Genomic DNA, 17,001 nt, shown 5'->3' with positions numbered 1-17,001 from the left:
CTTTTGCTGCGTGATTAGACGTAAAAGCCCCCGCACACCCGGTGTGTCGGGGGCTTTTACGCCTGCTCGGCAGGCGCTCACCGGCCGCGGCGCCGAGTGCGCGCAACTGGACGAACTTCTGAAGGCGGCCCGCACCGGCCACAGCCAGATATTGGTCCTGCGCGGCGAAGCCGGCATTGGCAAGACGGCGCTGCTGGGATACCTCAGCGACGCTGCCGCCGATTTCGAGGTGATCCGCGCCGCCGGGGTGGAGTCCGATATGGAACTCGCCTACGCCGGGCTGCAGCAGCTGTGCGCCCCGCTGATGGACCGCCTCGGAATACTGCCCGAACCGCAGCGCGAGGCGCTGTGCATCGCGTTCGGGTTGAGCACCGGGCCCGCCCCGGACCGGTTTCTGGTCGGGCTTGCAGTGCTGGGATTGCTCGCGGCGGCCGCGGGGGAGCAGCCGGTGTGCTGCATTGTCGACGACGCTCACTGGCTGGATCGGGTTTCCGCCCAGACGCTGGGGTTCGTGGCGCGGCGGCTGCTGGCCGAGCCGATCGCCCTGGTGTGCGCGCTGCGCGAACCCGTCGACGGATTGACCGGGTTGCCGAGGCTGATGCTGCGCGGCCTGGCCGACGCGGACGCCCACGCGCTGCTGGAATCGGCGCTGCCCGGCCCGATTGACCCGCAGGTCGCCGACCGGATCGTCGCCGAAACCCACGGCAATCCGCTGGCGCTGGTGGAGCTGCCCCGCGGGTTGTCCGCGGCCGAGCTGGCCGGCGGCTACTACCGCCCGGACGTGCAGCCCGTCGCCGGGCAGATCGAACGGCACTTCCTGGCCCAGATCCGGTCGTTGCCCGACGACACCCAACGGGTGCTGCTGGTGGCCGCCGCGGAGCCGGTGGGCGATGCGACGCTGCTGCTGCGGGCGGCCGAGTCGCTGGGGATCGCGCCCGGTGCGTTGGCCCCCGCCGAGGAGGCCGGACTGCTCGAAATCGGTGCGCGGGTGCGGTTTCGCCACCCGCTGGTCCGTTCGGCGACCTACCGTGCGGCAACGGGCGCCGATCGCCGCGACGCTCACCGCGCCCTGGCCGAGGCAACCGACCCCGCGCACGACCCCGACCGTCGCGCGTGGCATCGCGCCTACGCGGCGGCCGCTCCCGACGAGTCCGTCGCTGCGGAGCTGGAACGATCCGCGGGCAGGGCTGCGCTGCGTGGTGGGACCGCCGCGGCGGCAGCGTTTTTGATCCGGGCTACCGAACTGACTCCCGACGCCACCGTGCGTGGAGCCCGCGCGCTCGACGCCGCCGAGACCAAGCGGGCGGCGGCTGAACTCGACGCCGCCGGTGAGTTGCTGGCCATCGCGGAGTTGGCGCCGTTGGACGAGCTGCAGCGGGCCAGGTTGGGGCGCATGCGCGCGCAGCTGGCATTCACCCGCAGCCGCGGCAGCGCTGATGCGCCCGCGCTGATCGGTTCGGTGCATCAATTCTTTGACGCCGCAAAGGCTTTAGAGCCACTCGACGCTGCTATGGCGCAGGAGACCCTGTTGGAAGCGGTCAGCGCGGCCATGTATGCCGGCCGGCAGTTCGGCGCTGCGGCGCGTGCGGACACGGTGGCGGCCCTGCTCGCCCGGCCGGACACCGACTCCACCCGCCCGGCCGATCTGCTGCTGCGCGGCTTGACCACCCGGATCAGTCAAGGCTGCGCGGCCGGTGTGGCGCCGATGCGCGCGGCAATAGCGGCGATAGCCCCCGAAACCTGGTCGTGGCAGGCGTTTCCGATTGCCCACGAAGCTGTCGTGCACGACCTGTGGGACGACGAGTCCTGGTACCGGATCGCCACCGACGCGGTGCGGGTCGCCACCGACGGCGGCGCGCTGGCGATGCTGCCGGCGGCCTTGACGACGCGCGCCGGGGTGCACGTGCAGGCCGGCGAATTCGCGTCAGCGCGGGCGCTTATCGCCGACGCCCGGACACTGTCCGCCGCTGCCGGCCATACGCCGGTGCGCTACCACGAACTGGCGTTGGCGGCCTGGGCCGGTGACGAAGCGGAGACCACCGAGCTGGTCGAGGCCGCCACGCGGGACGCGGCCGCCCGCGGTGAAGGCCGGGTCAGCGCCCTCGTCGGCTATGCCACCGCGGTGTTGCGTATCGGCCTGGGCCACTACCCGGTGGCCTGCGCGGCGCTGTGTCGGGCGTGTGAATACGAAGATCTGGGTCTGTACGGATGGAATCTCTTCGAGCTGGTGGAGGCCGCCGTGCGCGCCGACGAGCGCCCGATCGCTCGCGATGCGCTGACAAAACTCGAGGAACGCACCCTGGCCGCCGGTACCGATTTGGCACTGGGGGCGCAGGCCCGGTCGCGGGCGCTGCTCAGCGACGGCCGCACCGCCGAGGAACTCTACGTCAAGGCGATCGAGCGGCTGGGCCGCACCCGCATCGTGGTGCAGCTGGCCCGCGCCCATTTGGTGTATGGGGAATGGTTGCGCCGAGAGAAGCGCCGCACCGACGCGCGCGTCCAATTGCGGACTGCCCACGAGATGTTCAGCCGGATGGGAGCCCACGCGTTCGCCGACCGCAGCCGGCGCGAACTCCAGGCGACCGGGGACAACACCAGCAAACGACCAAACGCCGCCGGTGACGTGCTGACTCCCCAGGAACAGCAGATTGCCGAACTGGCCGGCGCGGGTCTGACCAACCCCGAAATCGGCGCGCGGTTGTTCATCAGCGCACATACCGTCGAATGGCACTTGCGCAAGGTGTTCGCCAAGCTGGGAATCCGGTCCCGCCGCGAACTGCGCGACGGCTCCTGGCGCTAGACCGCCTGCCAGACCACGGACTTTCCAGGGTTCCCCCGCGGGCACCGGGGTGCCAGTGTTGTCCCATCACCACCGGGATTCACGAACTGGGAAGGGAACCAATGAAAATCACAGTGATGGGCGCCAGCGGGCAGATCGGCTCCAAGGTCGTCGCGCTGCTGGGCGCCGCCGGCCACGAGACCGTGGCCGCTTCCCGCAATACCGGCGCCGACGTGCTCACCGGCGACGGCCTGGTGGAGGCGCTGTCGGGCGCCGACGTGCTGGTCGACGTGGTCAACTCGCCAAACTTTGACGACGACCCGGTGATGGAATTCTTCACCAAGTCGGCGACCAACCAGGTGGCCGCGGCCAAGACCGCCGACGTCAGCCACTACGTCGTGCTGTCCATCGTGGGGTGCGACGGCCTGCCCGACAGCGGCTACATGCGCGCCAAGGTGGCCCAGGAACGCATCATCACCGAATCGGGGCTGCCTTACACGATCGTGCGCGCGACCCAGTTTCACGAGTTCGCCGACGCGATCACCGCGTCGCTGACCGTCGACGGGGAGGTGCGGGCCCCCGACGGCCAGATCCAGCCGATCGCCGGCGCCGACGTGGCCGCCGAGGTGGCCCGGGTCGCCCAGGCCGCGCCCGTCGACGGCATCGTCAACGTCGGGGGGCCGGAGAAGATGAGTTTTGCCGAGCTGGCCAAGCTGGCGCTGGCCCACCGCGGCGAGGACCTGCCGATCGTCGTCGACCCGTCGGCGGTCTACTTCGGCACCCAGGTTGGTGACACCGGCCTGGTCACCGGAGAGGGCGCCGTGTTGGCCAGCACCCGGTTGGCCGAATGGCTGGCAGCGCAGTGAGCGAACTGCACGGCCAGACCGCGCTGGTGACCGGGGGAACGGCGGGCATCGGCCTCGAGTCCGCGCGGCTGCTTGCGGCTGAGGGCGCCGCGGTGATCATCACGGGTCGCTCCCGTGACCGCGGTGCCGCGGCCGTCGCCGAGTTGGGCGCCGGGGCGCGTTTCGTGGCCGCCGACCTGTTGGATTTGGAGTCGGTGAAAGCCCTTGTCCGGCAATGCGGTGACGTCGACATCGTGGTGAACAACGCGGCCAGCTTCCCCGGCGCGTTGACCGTGGAACAGGACGTCGCATCATTCGAGTCGACCTTCGACACCAACGTGCGCGGCGCCTACTTCCTGGTTGCGGCGTTGGTGCCGGGCATGTTGCGCCGCGGGCACGGCAGCATCGTCAATGTCACGACGATGGCCGCGTTCAAGGGCATCCCCGGCGCGTCGAGTTACAGCGCGTCCAAAGCTGCGCTGGAATCGCTGACCCGCACTTGGGCGGCCGAATTCGGGCCACGCGGGGTTCGAGTCAACAGCGTCGCGCCCGGGCCCACCGCCACCGACGGCGTCGCCGCCGAGTGGGGCGACACCAACGACGAACTGGGCCGGGCGCTACCGCTCGGCCGGACCGCCAAGCCAGCCGAGATCGCCCAGGCCGTGCTGTTTTTGGCCTCGCCCCGCTCGAGCTTCATCACTGGTTCAACACTGCACGCCGACGGCGGCGGTGCCGCCGCTTAAACACCGTCGCGGGGGGCCGTCGTCATCACCGGACGGTCGCCAGCGGCCCGTATGTCAAGCCCGTCCAGAGTGCCTGCGGACCGCCATGTTTCAAGGATGTCGGCGTATTCGGTTGGGCTGCCGAAAAAGAAGCTGTCCTGGTTGAGTCTCTTGGTCGCTTGGCCCTCGCGGTTGTAATAGCCCGGCGTGCACGACTCACGCCGTCCGGCGATGACGCTGGAGCGTTGCACGACAGCGTCGACCCAGGCTGCTTCGGCGTCGGCGGTGGCTTCCAACTCCGCCACGCCGCCCTGTAGCGCCCAGGCGATCACCCAAGCGATGTGGCGGGACTGGGTGTCGATGAGGTAGGGGAAGTTCACCGTGAAGCCGGACTGCGCGATGCTTTCGATGAAGCAGTTCGGAAAGCCGTTGATCTGCAAGCCATGAAAAGTGCATATCCCGTCGGCCCATTTGTCGGTGAGGGTGGCGCCATCGCGACCGACGACTTCGAAGCCGGTCCGTTGCCGGTAATCGGTGCCGACTTCGAACCCGGTAGCGAAAATCAGGCAGTCCAGGGCGTATTCGACACCGTCGACAACAACGCCGCTTTCACTGATCTGCTCGACCCCGCGGCCGCGTGTATCGACCAGGGTCACGTTGGCGCGGTTGAACGTCTGCAGGTATTCGTCGTGGAAACAGGGCCGCTTGCAGTAATACCCGTACCAGGGCTTGAGCGCCTCGGCGGTGGCGGAATCAGTGACCAGCGAATCCACCCGCGCCCGAATCTCTTCCATCTTCGCGAAATCGGCCAGCTCCGCTGCGTTCGGACCATCGGCGTTCACGATCGGCATCTTCTTGGTGAGGCTGGTCCAGGCATCGTCAACCAGATCCTCGTCGGCTTGGCCGCCCGCCGTAAGGATTTGGAAGTTCTCCATGCGCCGGCGTTGCCACCCCTGCTGCAACGTCGCTGCCCATTGCGGGTCGGTGGGCCGATTGGCCCGTACGTCGACGGTTGACGGGGTCCGCTGGAACACGACGAGGCGCTGGGCCGCTTCGGCGAGGCGGGGAACACACTGGATGGCTGTCGCGCCGGTCCCGATGATTCCCACCCGCTTATCGGACAGCTCGGCGAGCTCTGGGCCGGTGTAGCCGTAATCCCAGCGGCTGGTGTGGAAGGTATGACCGCTGAAATCCGTAATGCCCGGAATGCCAGGGAGTTTCGGCTTCTGCAGGTACCCGTTGGCCATCGCCACGAACCTGGCGCGGATACGATCACCACGATCGGTGCTGATGATCCATCGCGATTCGACCGGGTTCCAACGAATTTCACGTACCTCGGTGTGCAGACACGCGTTTCGGTACAGGTCATAGTGCTCGGCGATGCGTCGGCAGTGGGCGAAGATCTCCGCCCCCTTGGCATACTTCTCGGTCGGGAGATAACCGAGCTCCTCCAGCAACGGCAGGTAGACGTAGGATTCGACGTCACAGGCAATACCGGGATAGCGATTCCAATACCAGGTACCGCCGACGTCGGCGGCTTTGTCGATCAGTCGCACATCGTCGACGCCGAGTTGTTTCAAGCGCGCTCCGATGAGTAGCCCACCAAAACCCGCGCCGACGACCGCCACGTCAACCGCGTCGGCCAGCGGGTCGCGGGTGAAGCCGGGATCGGCCCACGGATCGTCGCCGAAGCGGGCGAAGGCGCCGCTGATTTCGACATATTGATCGATACCGTCGGGCCGCAGACGGCGGTTGCGCTCCCTGGCGTATTTGGCGCGCAGCGCCTCGGTGTCGAATCGCAGGCCGCCGTCCATGGCAGCATCCTGGACTAATTCGCGATCCCGGGCAACGGCCGCTTGCTGGGCATTCACGCTCGACCGCTCCGCGGCCTGCATCGTCGCAGGGGGGCGTCGGTATTCTGGGCGGGTCATGGTCTACCTGGATCACGCCGCCACCACCCCGATGCATCCCGCTGCCATCGAGGCGATGACGGCTGTGCTGGGTACCGTCGGCAACGCCTCTTCGTTGCACACCACGGGCCGGGCGGCGCGACGGCGGATGGAGGAGTCCCGCGAACTGGTCGCGGCCAAGCTGGGTGCGCGCCCGTCCGAAGTGATTTTCACCGCGGGCGGCACCGAGAGCGACAACCTGGCCGTGAAGGGCATCTACTGGGCCCGCCGTGACGCCCAGCCGCGCCATCGCCGCATCGTCACCACCGCCGTCGAGCACCACGCCGTGCTGGACGCGGTGGGCTGGCTGGCCGAGCACGAAGGCGCCGAGATCACCTGGTTGCCCACCGCCGCGGACGGGTCGGTGTCGCCGGCAGCATTACGCGGCGCGTTGGAAGCCCACGACGACGTGGCGCTGGTGTCGGTGATGTGGGCCAACAACGAAGTCGGCACCATCATGCCGATCGCCGAGCTCGCCGCGATCGCCGCTGAGTTCGATGTGCCCATGCACAGCGACGCGGTCCAGGCGGTCGGTCAGCTGCCGGTCGACTTCGCTGCCGGCCAACTGTCGGCGGTCAGTGTGGCGGCGCACAAGTTCGGCGGCCCACCCGGCGTCGGTGCATTACTACTTCGCCGAGACGTCTCCTGTGTCTCGCTGTCGCACGGCGGCGGGCAGGAGCGGGACATCCGCTCCGGCACACCAGATGTCGCCGGCGCCGTCGCAATGGCCGCCGCCGTACAGATCGCAGTCGACGGGCTGGAGGCCAACAGTGCACGGCTGCACGCCTTACGCGACCGGCTGATCGACGGTGTGCTGACCGAAGTCGACGGAGCCCGCCTCAACGGCGCCCGCGAGCCGCGGCTGCCGGGCAACGCCCACTTCACCTTCGACGGCTGCGAAGGCGATGCATTGCTGATGTTGTTGGACGCCAACGGGATCGAGTGCTCGACCGGCTCTGCCTGCACGGCCGGGGTGCCGCAGCCGTCGCATGTGCTGCTGGCAATGGGCGCCGACCCGGCCAGTGCCCGCGGGTCTTTGCGGCTGTCATTGGGGCACACCAGCACTGACGCCGACGTCGATGCCGCACTGCGGGTGCTGCCGGGCGCGGTATCCCGCGCGCGGCAGGCCGCGCTGGCCGCAGCGGGAGTACCACGATGAAGGTTCTGGCCGCAATGAGCGGCGGCGTGGACTCGTCGGTGGCCGCCGCGCGCATGGTCGATGCCGGCCACGATGTGGTCGGTGTGCATCTGGCGCTGTCGCAAGCGCCCGGGACGCTGCGTACCGGCTCGCGGGGCTGCTGCTCCAAGGAGGATGCCGGCGACGCCCGCCGTGTCGCCGACGTGCTGGGAATCTCGTTCTACATCTGGGATTTCGCGGACAAGTTCAAAGAAGACGTGATCGACGACTTCGTGTCGTCCTACGCGCGGGGAGAAACCCCGAACCCGTGTGTGCGGTGCAATGAGCGGATCAAGTTCTCGGCGCTGGCCGCTCGCGCGCTTGCACTGGGTTTCGACACGGTGGCCACCGGGCACTACGCCCGGCTGTCCGACGGGCGGCTGCGCCGCGCGGTCGACGGTGACAAGGACCAGTCCTACGTGCTGGCGGTGCTCACCGCCGAGCAGCTGCGCCACGCGGCGTTCCCGATCGGCGACACCGCCAAGCCGCAGATCCGCGCGGAGGCCAACCGTCGCGGCCTTGCGGTGGCCGAGAAACCGGACAGCCACGACATCTGCTTCATCCCGTCCGGCGACACCCAGGCCTTCCTGGGTGCCCGCATCGGGGTGCGGCGGGGCACCGTGGTCGACGGCCAGGGCACCGTGCTGGCCGAGCATGACGGGGTGCACGGCTTCACCATCGGGCAGCGCAAGGGCCTGGGCATCGGCGGCCCCGGCGCCGACGGCCGCCCGCGCTACGTCACCGCCATCGACGCTGACAGCGGCACAGTACGGGTCGGAGCCGCCACCGACCTCGACGTGTGGAGGCTGACCGGGCACCAGCCGGTGTTCACCGCAGGCACGGCACCGTCCGGGCCCGTCGAATGTGCGGTCCAGGTACGCGCGCACGGCGACACCGTTGACGCCGTCGCGGCATTGGACGGTGAGCGGCTCGAGGTGGATTTGCGGGCTCCGCTGCGCGGGGTGGCGCCCGGTCAGACGTTGGTGCTCTACCGTCCCGATCCCGACGGCGATGAGGTGATCGGCAGCGCCACCATCGCCGGCGCTTCCTGAGCCCTTCGCCACCAGTACACACTCGCCGCTAGGGAATGTTGGCGGCGATGTTGGTCATCACCATGTCGGACACCGACTCCGGGAAACCGCAGAAGGTGACCTCCAGCAACACCACCGACTTGACCCGGTAGTCGCGGCCGCAGTCGCCCGGACGGGTCTGCAGCGACTGGGTGTCGGCGCGCCAATGGCCGACGAACGCCTTCCCGACCGAACTGGACCCACAGTGATCGACGGTTTCGACCAGGGCGTCGAAGGCGTGCTGCGCGGTGTCGGCATCACGGTAGGCGGCGGCGCCTTCGGAGATCAGCCCGCCCCGGGGCGGGTACTGGAAGGTGGTCTTGTGGAACTCCTCGACATCGGGCCCGAAGGTGACGGTCTCGGCGTAGACGAACCGGCACTCCGGCGGCGCTGTGTCGGCGAGCGTGTCGATGTCGATCGGCGACTTGCCATCCATCGACGGGATGATCGTCAGACGCTCGTCGGCGCCGGTGATCGCGCGCATCCGGAACTGGTCGAGTAGGACCCGGTCGACGTCGACACCGGAAACGGGTCCGGCGTCGAACGCCGGCAGCGCCGTGCCGCCCACCACTCGCGTGCACGCTGCGGCCAGCAACACCGCACCACACATCAGCAGTGGGCGCCACATTGTCTCAAGGGTAGTCGCGGGCTGCCAGTACGGTTGGCCGGTGAGCGTTTTCGCAACCGGCAGCGGAACCGGGTCATGGCCCGGGACTTCGGCGCGGCAGGCCGCCGAGGTCGTGGTCGGCGAGTTGGCCGGTGCGCTGGCCCATCTCGTCGAATTGCCCGCCAGGGGTGTGGGCGCCGACACCATCGGGCGAGCCGGCGGGCTGTTGATCGACGTGGCCATCGACGCGGTCCCGCGCGGCTACCGCATTGCAGCGCGCCCCGGCGCGGTCACCCGCAGGGCGGCCAGCCTGCTCGACGAGGACGTCGACGCGCTCGAAGAGGCCTGGGAAACCGCGGGCCTGCGGGGCAGTGGGCGTGCGGTCAAGGTGCAGGCGCCGGGGCCGGTCACGCTGGCCGCCGAATTGGAGCTGGCCAACGGGCACCGGGCGATCACCGACGCCGGTGCCGTGCGCGATCTCGCCGCGTCGCTGGCCGAAGGTGTCGCCGCACACCGCGCCACGGTGTCGCGCCGGCTGGATACCCCGGTCGTGGTGCAGTTCGACGAGCCGTCCCTGCCGGCGGCGCTGGCCGGGCGGCTGGCGGGTGTGACCGCGCTGAGCCCGGTGCACCCGATCGACGAGGCGCTGGCCACCACGCTGCTGGACAGCTGCGCCGCCACCGCCGGAGCCGACGTGATGGTGCACAGCTGCGCGGCCGGCTTACCGTGGAAGGTGTTGCTGCGTAGCGGTATTCACGCGGTATCCGTAGATGTCGCGACATTGCAGGCTGCCGATTTGGACGGGGTCGCCGAGTTCGTCGACTCGGGCCGCACGGTCATGCTGGGGGTGGTCGCCGCGGTGGCGCCGGCGCGGCGGCCGTCGATGGAAGAGGTCGCCGCTGCTGCGGTCGCGGTGATCGACCGGCTCGGCTTCGCCCGGTCGGCTGTGCGCGAGCGGATCGGCATCAGCCCGGCCTGCGGACTGGCCGGCGCGACCCCCGAGTGGGCCCGCGCGGCCGTCGAACTGGCCCGCAACGTTGCCGAGGCGTTCGCCGATGACCCCGAGGCGATCTGAGGTGGCAGCCATGTCAGCGCCCTCCGATAGCCTGCCAAGGTGAGCTCACCAGAAGCTGACCCGGTCCCGCCCGACATTCGGCGGCAATGGCGGGAACTGGCCGACGAGGTGCGCGAACACCAGTTCCGCTACTACGTCCGCGACGCGCCGATCATCTCCGACGCCGAGTTCGACACACTGCTGCGGGAGCTGGCCGCGCTCGAGGAGCGCTACCCCGAGTTGCGGACCCCGGATTCGCCCACCCAACTCGTCGGCGGCGCCGGCTTTGCCACCGACTTCGCCGAAGCCGAGCATCTCGAGCGGATGATGTCGCTGGACAACGTGTTCAGCACCGAGGAGTTCGACGCCTGGGCGGCCCGGGTGCGAGCCGAGATCGGCACCGACGCGCATTACCTGTGCGAGCTCAAAATCGACGGGGTCGCCCTGTCATTGGTGTACCGAAAAGGGCGCCTGGCCCGCGCGGCGACCCGCGGTGACGGCCGCACCGGCGAAGACGTCACACTCAACGCCCGCACCATCGACGATGTCCCCCAGCGGCTGGCCGCCAGCGACGACTATCCGATACCCGATGTCCTCGAGGTGCGTGGCGAGGTGTTCTTCCGGCTGGCCGACTTCGAGGCGCTCAACGCCGCGTTGGTCGAGGACGGCAAGACGCCTTTTGCCAATCCGCGCAACAGCGCCGCGGGCTCACTGCGCCAGAAGGATCCGGCGGTGACCGCTCGCCGCAAGCTGCGGATGATCTGCCACGGCCTGGGCCGCACCGAAGGATTTCGACCGGCCACGCTGCACGACGCCTATCTGGCGCTGCGGGCCTGGGGGCTGCCGGTCTCCGAGCACACCGCCCGTGTCGACGGGCTGGCCGGCGCGCACGAGCGCATCACCTATTGGGGTGAGCACCGCCACGACGTCGAGCACGAAATCGACGGTGTCGTCGTCAAAGTCGACGAGGTGTCGCTGCAGCGCCGGCTGGGTTCGACGTCACGCGCGCCACGCTGGGCGATCGCCTACAAATACCCGCCCGAGGAGGCACAGACCAAGCTGCTGGACATCCGGGTCAACGTCGGCCGCACCGGGCGGGTCACTCCCTTCGCCTACATGACACCGGTGAAGGTGGCCGGGTCGACGGTCGGGCTGGCCACCCTGCACAACGCGTCGGAGGTCGGGCGCAAGGGCGTGCTGATCGGTGACACCGTGGTAATCCGTAAGGCCGGTGACGTGATTCCCGAAGTGCTCGGTCCCGTCGTCGACCTGCGGGATGGCTCAGAGCGCGAATTCATCATGCCCACAACATGTCCCGAATGCGGGACGACGTTGGCTCCGGCCAAGGAGGGCGACGCCGACATCCGCTGCCCCAACGCGCGGTCCTGTCCGGCGCAGCTGCGGGAGCGGGTTTTTCACGTCGCGGGCCGCGGCGCACTCGACATCGAGGGATTGGGCTACGAGGCGGCCATCGCACTGTTGAAGGCCCACGTCATTGCCGACGAGGGCGATCTGTTCACCCTCACCGAAGACGACCTGCTGCGCACCGAATTGTTCACCACCAAAAGGGGTGCGCTGTCGGCCAACGGTAACCGGCTGCTGACCAACCTGGATAAGGCAAAGAAGCAGCCGTTGTGGCGGGTGCTGGTCGCGTTGTCGATCAGGCATGTCGGCCCGACCGCCGCACGTGCGCTGGCCACCGAGTTCGGCAGCCTGGATGCGATCACGTCGGCGTCGACCGAGCAACTGGCCGCCGTGGAGGGGGTTGGCCCGACGATCGCCGCCGCCGTCACCGAGTGGTTCACCGTCGACTGGCATTGCGCGATCGTCGACAAGTGGCGCTCTGCCGAGGTGCGGATGGCCGACGAACGCGACGCCAGCGTGCCGCGCACCCTGGAGGGGCTCTCTATTGTGGTCACCGGCTCGTTGACCGGCTTTTCGCGCGACGACGCCAAGGAGGCCATCGTGGCCCGCGGCGGCAAGGCCGCCGGCTCGGTATCGAAAAAGACCGCCTACGTGGTTGCCGGCGATTCGCCCGGATCCAAATACGACAAGGCCGTCGAATTGAATGTCCCGATTCTCGACGAGGACGGATTTCGAAAGCTGTTGGCGGAAGGGCCGGACTAACCTGAACGGGTCGGGGCCATTTGGGATGGGGATTGCCGATGACTGACGTTGAGGTGCATCACGACGGATATCCGGCCTATCGCCGGAAAGTTCGCTTCGACTGGTCGAATACCCCGCTGCACTGGGTGCCCGGCGACCCGTTCGCCACGCACATGATGAACGTGTTGCATCTGCTGCTGCCGGCCGGCGAGCGGTGGTTCATCCAGGTCGTCAACGAGGCCGAACCGATGGTGGACGATCCGGAATTGCGGGCGGCGATCAAGCCATTCATCCAGCAGGAATCCTGGCATGCCTTCGCACACCAGTTGGTGCTCGACCACCTGGCGGAGCAGGGCATCGATACCACTGCTTACACCGAAAACCTCCAAAAATGGTTGTCCAGGCTCGGTGATCAGCGTCCGAATTGGCCGAAGCCACTGCAGCGGTGGTGGCTGTACCGGCGGCTTGCGGTGGTCGCTGCGCTTGAGCACTTCACCGCCGTGTTGGGGCAGTGGGTGATCCAGAACCGTGGCCTCGACTACGCCGGAGCCAACCCGGCCATGCTCGACTTGCTGCGCTGGCACGGCGCCGAGGAGATCGAGCATCGGTCATTGGTTTTCGACGTCTACCAGAATCTGTGCGGCAACTATCTGCTGCGGGCGTCGACGATGCTGTCCACCGCGCCGATTTTCCTGATCCGCTGGCTTGCCGGAGCGCGGTTCTTGATGGCGCGTGACCCAACCGTCGACGCCAAACCGCGCTGGCGAGACTGGCTACGCGCCGCCCGACAGTACCGACTGCCAGGGCCGTGGCAGCTGATCGTGAGCGCGCAATTCCGCTATCTGCGGCCCAGCCATCACCCGAGCGCCGAGGCATCGACCCAGATGGCGATGGATTATCTGCAGCATTCGCCTGCGGCACAGGCTGCCCGCGAACGGGCCAAAGGCTGAGGTGCGCAGTCAGCGCAGCAGCGTCGCCACGATGCCGGCCAGATAGCCCAGCCGCGCCACCTCGGACGGCCGGAACGCTGGGCCGCCGGGACGACCCAGCATCACCGCGGTGTGCGGTTCGCCCAGCGGCGCCGCGACAAGGGTGGTGTCCATATCGCGCCACAGCGGCGGCACCCAGTCCGCCGTGCCGTCGAGGGCGGTGGCACGTTCAAGGGGTAGCCATGGCGCTTCGTCGGGCTGGGTTTCCGGCGCGCCGCGGCTGCCGACGACGAAGTCAAGTTGATCGGCCGAACGGCGCAGCACCGCGCACCAGCCCACCCGCAACACACGCGGCGCCTCGTCGGCCAGCACCTGCAGCTTGGCCGCCGTGGCGCCGGCAGCGGCGATGTGGTCGATGAGTTCCAGCTCGCGGTGTGCCTCCAGCAGCCCGGTGTGCGGGCGAACGCTGTCGACCCACACTCCGTTGAGCGCTTCGGCGGCGGTGATCAATCTGTCCGGCATCGACCCGGCCGGTAGTTCGACCACCAAGTCGTCGATCGCATAGCCAGAGCCGCGCTCGACCACGTCCAGCGACAGGATGTCGGCGCCCGCCGAACCCAGCGCGACCGCCAGCGAGCCGAGGCTGCCCGGTCGATCGGCCAGCCGGACTCGCAGCAGATAGGAAGGCACGCGCACACTGTCGCACAGGCGTCTGCGCCCTGCCCGCCGAGTGTGACGCCACTGTCACGCTGGCAGCTGGGTACGCTTTGGCCTCGTGTCCCAGATCTCCCGTGACGACGTCGCCCATCTGGCTCGGCTGGCCCGGCTGGCGTTGACCGATGCCGAACTGGACAGCTTCGCCGGCCAACTCGACGCCATCCTGAACCACGTCAGCGCCATCCAGGCCGTCGACGTCACCGGCGTCGAACCGACCGACAACCCACTCAAGGACGTCAACGTCACCCGGCCCGACGAGCCCGCGCCGTGCCTGACGCAGCAGGAAGCACTCGATCAGGCCCCCGTAGCCGTCGACGGCCGCTTCGCGGTCCCGCAGATCCTCGGAGAAAGCCAGTGAGCGACATCCTCCGGTTGGACGCGGCGACCTTGGCGGCCAAAATCGCGGCCAACGAATTGTCGTCGGTGGAAATCACCCAGGCCTGCCTGGACCAGATCGAGGCCACCGACGACCGGTATCACGCCTTCCTGCATGTCGCAGCCGACACGGCACTGCAGGCCGCCGAAGCGATCGATAAGGCGGTAGCGGCCGGCGAAGAGCTGCCGTCGCCGTTGGCCGGGGTGCCGCTGGCGCTCAAGGACGTGTTCACCACCGTCGACATGCCCACGACCTGCGGGTCGAAAATCCTGGACGGCTGGCGCTCGCCCTACGACGCCACCGTCACCGCAAGGCTGCGCGCGGCGGGCATTCCCATCCTCGGCAAGACCAACATGGACGAGTTCGCAATGGGCTCGTCGACCGAGAACTCGGCCTACGGCCCGACCCGCAACCCGTGGGACGTCGAGCGGGTGGCCGGCGGTTCGGGCGGCGGCAGCGCCGCGGCGCTGGCCGCGTTTCAGGCGCCGCTGGCCATCGGCACCGACACCGGCGGCTCCATCCGCCAGCCGGCCGCGCTGACCGCGACCGTCGGCGTCAAACCCACCTACGGCACCGTGTCGCGATACGGGCTGGTGGCCTGCGCGTCGTCGCTGGATCAGGGCGGTCCGTGCGCACGCACCGTGTTGGACACCGCGCTGCTGCATCAGGTGATCGCCGGCCACGACGCCAACGACTCGACGTCCATCGACGCGCCGGTACCCGACGTGGTGGCCGCCGCGAAGGCCGGCGCGTCCGGCGACCTCAACGGGGTGAGGGTCGGCGTCGTGCGGCAGCTGCGGGGCGAGGGCTATCAGCCCGGTGTGCTGGACTCGTTCCACGATGCCGTCGAGCAGCTGACCGCGCTGGGCGCCGAGGTGACCGATGTCGACTGTCCGCACTTCGATTACGCGGTGGCCGCCTACTACCTGATCCTGCCGTCGGAGGTGTCCAGCAACCTGGCTCGCTTCGACGCCATGCGCTACGGGCTGCGGGTCGGCGACGACGGCACGCGCAGCGCCGAAGAGGTAATGGCGCTGACCCGCGCCGCCGGGTTCGGCCCGGAGGTCAAGCGGCGCATCATGATCGGCACCTACGCGTTGTCGGCGGGTTATTACGACGCCTACTACAACCAGGCGCAGAAGGTGCGCACGCTGATCGCCCGCGACCTCGACAACGCTTACCAATCCGTCGACGTGATGGTGTCGCCGACCACGCCGACCACTGCGTTCGCGCTGGGGGAGAAGGTCGACGATCCGCTGGCCATGTATCTGTTCGACCTGTGCACGTTGCCGCTGAACCTGTCCGGCCACTGCGGGATGTCGGTGCCGTCCGGGTTCGCGCCGGACGACAACCTGCCGGTCGGGTTGCAAATCTTGGCGCCGGCGCTGGCCGATGACCGGCTCTACCGGGTGGGCGCGGCCTACGAGGCCGCCCGCGGCCCGCTGCCATCGGCCATCTAAGGGCGAGCAGACAGAGAATCGCATTTCCCGCGGAGGTTTGGTGCGATTTTGCGTCTGCTCGCGCCGTCAGCCGACCACCCGGCAAGATGGGGCTATGCGGATCGGGGTTCTTACCGGAGGTGGCGACTGTCCAGGGCTCAACGCGGTCATCCGGGCGGTGGTGCGCACCTGCGACGCCCGGTACGGCTCGTCGGTGGTCGGTTTCCAGGACGGCTGGCGGGGGCTGCTGGAGAACCGTCGCCTTCAACTGCGCAACGACGACCGCAACGACCGGCTGCTGGCCAAAGGCGGCACGATGCTCGGCACCGCCCGGGTGCATCCCGACAAACTGCGGGCCGGTCTGAACCAGGTCAAGCAGACGCTGGATGACAACGGCATCGACGTGCTGATCCCGATCGGCGGTGAGGGCACGCTGACCGCCGCGCACTGGCTGTCCGAGGAGAACGTGCCCGTCGTCGGCGTGCCGAAGACGATCGACAACGACATCGACTGCACTGACGTGACTTTCGGCCATGACACCGCGCTGACTGTAGCCACCGACGCCATCGACCGCTTGCACAGCACCGCCGAATCGCATCAGCGGGTGATGCTGGTGGAGGTGATGGGCCGGCATGCCGGCTGGATCGCGCTGAACGCCGGGCTGGCTTCCGGCGCTCACATGACTCTCATTCCCGAACAGCCCTTCGATATCGAAGAGGTGTGCCGGCTGGTCAAGCAGCGTTTCCAGCGCGGCGACTCGCACTTCATCTGTGTGGTCGCCGAGGGCGCCAAACCGGCCGCGGGTTCGATGACGCTGGCCGAAGGAGGCCTCGACGAGTTCGGCCACGAGCGGTTCACCGGGGTGGCCGCACAACTGGCGGCCGAGGTGGAAAAGCGCATCAACAAGGATGTCCGGGTGACCGTACTGGGCCACGTGCAGCGTGGCGGCACCCCGACCGCCTACGACCGGGTACTGGCCACCCGGTTCGGGGTGAATGCGGCGGATGCCGCCCACGCAGGTGAATACGGCCAGATGGTGTCATTGCGGGGTCAGGACATCGGCCGAGTCGCGCTGGCCGACGCGGTGCGACAACTCAAGCTGGTACCGCAGAGCCGCTACGACGACGCCGCGGCCTTCTTCGGCTAGCGCAGGCGGTGTCGCCTGCTGTTTACCCGCGGGCCACGAATTCTTCACGAAAATCGGGATATTCCTTGGGTTTTCGACCCGCCA

14 protein-coding genes are annotated in these 17,001 nt (G+C 68.6%); 11 read left to right on the top strand and 3 right to left on the bottom strand.

The window, feature by feature from the left end:
- Positions 1 to 10 precede the first annotated feature (10 nt).
- From AC5Y42_RS20645 to AC5Y42_RS20635, 3 genes are all read left to right on the top strand, one after another.
- Entirely contained in the window at positions 11 to 2,800 is a 2,790-nt protein-coding gene (locus AC5Y42_RS20645; RefSeq protein ID WP_499900431.1) for a helix-turn-helix transcriptional regulator, read from the top strand.
- 101 nt (positions 2,801 to 2,901) lie between these two features.
- Positions 2,902 to 3,645: an SDR family oxidoreductase gene (locus AC5Y42_RS20640; protein WP_499900430.1), complete on the top strand. Its 744-nt coding sequence runs from the start codon at positions 2,902 to 2,904 to the stop codon at positions 3,643 to 3,645.
- Positions 3,627 to 4,367, top strand: coding sequence for an SDR family NAD(P)-dependent oxidoreductase (locus tag AC5Y42_RS20635; RefSeq protein WP_499900429.1), 741 nt, complete (start codon positions 3,627 to 3,629; stop codon positions 4,365 to 4,367). Before AC5Y42_RS20640 ends, AC5Y42_RS20635 begins: the two co-directional genes overlap by 19 nt.
- Here AC5Y42_RS20635 and AC5Y42_RS20630 read toward each other — a convergent pair.
- Positions 4,364 to 6,160 carry a flavin-containing monooxygenase gene (locus tag AC5Y42_RS20630; RefSeq protein WP_499900459.1) on the bottom strand — a complete coding sequence of 599 codons (1,797 nt, stop codon included), beginning with the start codon at positions 6,158 to 6,160 and terminating at the stop codon, positions 4,364 to 4,366. The two genes, AC5Y42_RS20635 and AC5Y42_RS20630, sit on opposite strands and share 4 nt — an antisense overlap.
- A 115-nt stretch (positions 6,161 to 6,275) precedes the next feature.
- Between AC5Y42_RS20630 and AC5Y42_RS20625 the strand changes: the two genes are divergently transcribed.
- Positions 6,276 to 7,454 (top strand): cysteine desulfurase family protein, encoded by a 1,179-nt coding sequence (locus tag AC5Y42_RS20625; RefSeq protein ID WP_499900428.1) that lies wholly within the window; start codon positions 6,276 to 6,278, stop codon positions 7,452 to 7,454.
- The gene (mnmA, locus tag AC5Y42_RS20620; protein WP_499900427.1) at positions 7,451 to 8,524 is read left to right on the top strand and encodes a tRNA 2-thiouridine(34) synthase MnmA; all 1,074 of its coding nucleotides are present in this window, start codon (positions 7,451 to 7,453) and stop codon (positions 8,522 to 8,524) included. The genes AC5Y42_RS20625 and mnmA overlap by 4 nt, the downstream gene beginning before the upstream one ends.
- 28 nt (positions 8,525 to 8,552) lie before the next feature.
- On the opposite strand, the gene AC5Y42_RS20615 is transcribed toward mnmA, so the two are convergent.
- The gene (locus tag AC5Y42_RS20615; RefSeq protein WP_499900426.1) at positions 8,553 to 9,170 is read right to left on the bottom strand and encodes a sensor domain-containing protein; all 618 of its coding nucleotides are present in this window, start codon (positions 9,168 to 9,170) and stop codon (positions 8,553 to 8,555) included.
- A 40-nt stretch (positions 9,171 to 9,210) separates the two neighbouring features.
- Between AC5Y42_RS20615 and AC5Y42_RS20610 the strand changes: the two genes are divergently transcribed.
- The 3 genes from AC5Y42_RS20610 to AC5Y42_RS20600 are packed head-to-tail and all read left to right on the top strand — an operon-like array spanning position 9,211 to position 13,259.
- Positions 9,211 to 10,224: a uroporphyrinogen decarboxylase/cobalamine-independent methonine synthase family protein gene (locus AC5Y42_RS20610; RefSeq protein WP_499900425.1), complete on the top strand. Its 1,014-nt coding sequence runs from the start codon at positions 9,211 to 9,213 to the stop codon at positions 10,222 to 10,224.
- Between the two features lie 39 nt (positions 10,225 to 10,263).
- Positions 10,264 to 12,330: an NAD-dependent DNA ligase LigA gene (gene ligA / locus AC5Y42_RS20605; RefSeq protein WP_499900424.1), complete on the top strand. Its 2,067-nt coding sequence runs from the start codon at positions 10,264 to 10,266 to the stop codon at positions 12,328 to 12,330.
- Between the two features lie 38 nt (positions 12,331 to 12,368).
- Positions 12,369 to 13,259, top strand: coding sequence for a metal-dependent hydrolase (locus tag AC5Y42_RS20600; RefSeq protein ID WP_499900423.1), 891 nt, complete (start codon positions 12,369 to 12,371; stop codon positions 13,257 to 13,259).
- A 9-nt stretch (positions 13,260 to 13,268) separates the two neighbouring features.
- Here AC5Y42_RS20600 and AC5Y42_RS20595 read toward each other — a convergent pair whose 3' ends face one another.
- Positions 13,269 to 13,928 carry an ACT domain-containing protein gene (locus AC5Y42_RS20595; protein ID WP_499900422.1) on the bottom strand — a complete coding sequence of 220 codons (660 nt, stop codon included), beginning with the start codon at positions 13,926 to 13,928 and terminating at the stop codon, positions 13,269 to 13,271.
- Between the two features lie 85 nt (positions 13,929 to 14,013).
- Between AC5Y42_RS20595 and gatC the strand changes: the two genes are divergently transcribed.
- The 3 genes from gatC (at position 14,014) to AC5Y42_RS20580 (ending at position 16,917) form a co-directional block, all read left to right on the top strand.
- Positions 14,014 to 14,313 (top strand): Asp-tRNA(Asn)/Glu-tRNA(Gln) amidotransferase subunit GatC, encoded by a 300-nt coding sequence (gatC, locus tag AC5Y42_RS20590; RefSeq protein ID WP_499900421.1) that lies wholly within the window; start codon positions 14,014 to 14,016, stop codon positions 14,311 to 14,313.
- Entirely contained in the window at positions 14,310 to 15,791 is a 1,482-nt protein-coding gene (gene gatA, locus AC5Y42_RS20585) for an Asp-tRNA(Asn)/Glu-tRNA(Gln) amidotransferase subunit GatA (RefSeq protein WP_499900420.1), read from the top strand. Before gatC ends, gatA begins: the two co-directional genes overlap by 4 nt.
- Positions 15,792 to 15,885: 94 nt before the next feature.
- On the top strand, positions 15,886 to 16,917 hold the full coding sequence (locus AC5Y42_RS20580; protein WP_499900419.1) for an ATP-dependent 6-phosphofructokinase: 1,032 nt from the start codon (positions 15,886 to 15,888) through the stop codon (positions 16,915 to 16,917).
- The last annotated feature ends 84 nt before the right edge of the window (positions 16,918 to 17,001 follow it).

Source organism: Mycobacterium sp. NGS48, assembly GCF_059812585.1.
This window is presented reverse-complemented; position numbering and strand designations above follow the sequence as displayed.

Coding starts and splice junctions, on each gene's coding strand:
- AC5Y42_RS20580 (WP_499900419.1), top strand. CDS start 15,886: ATGCGGATCGGGGTTCTTACCGGAGGTGGCGACTGTCCAGGGCTCAAC.
- AC5Y42_RS20600 (WP_499900423.1), top strand. CDS start 12,369: ATGACTGACGTTGAGGTGCATCACGACGGATATCCGGCCTATCGCCGG.
- AC5Y42_RS20615 (WP_499900426.1), bottom strand. CDS start 9,170: ATGTGGCGCCCACTGCTGATGTGTGGTGCGGTGTTGCTGGCCGCAGCG.
- AC5Y42_RS20640 (WP_499900430.1), top strand. CDS start 2,902: ATGAAAATCACAGTGATGGGCGCCAGCGGGCAGATCGGCTCCAAGGTC.
- mnmA (WP_499900427.1), top strand. CDS start 7,451: ATGAAGGTTCTGGCCGCAATGAGCGGCGGCGTGGACTCGTCGGTGGCC.
- AC5Y42_RS20635 (WP_499900429.1), top strand. CDS start 3,627: ATGGCTGGCAGCGCAGTGAGCGAACTGCACGGCCAGACCGCGCTGGTG.
- AC5Y42_RS20625 (WP_499900428.1), top strand. CDS start 6,276: ATGGTCTACCTGGATCACGCCGCCACCACCCCGATGCATCCCGCTGCC.
- AC5Y42_RS20630 (WP_499900459.1), bottom strand. CDS start 6,160: ATGGACGGCGGCCTGCGATTCGACACCGAGGCGCTGCGCGCCAAATAC.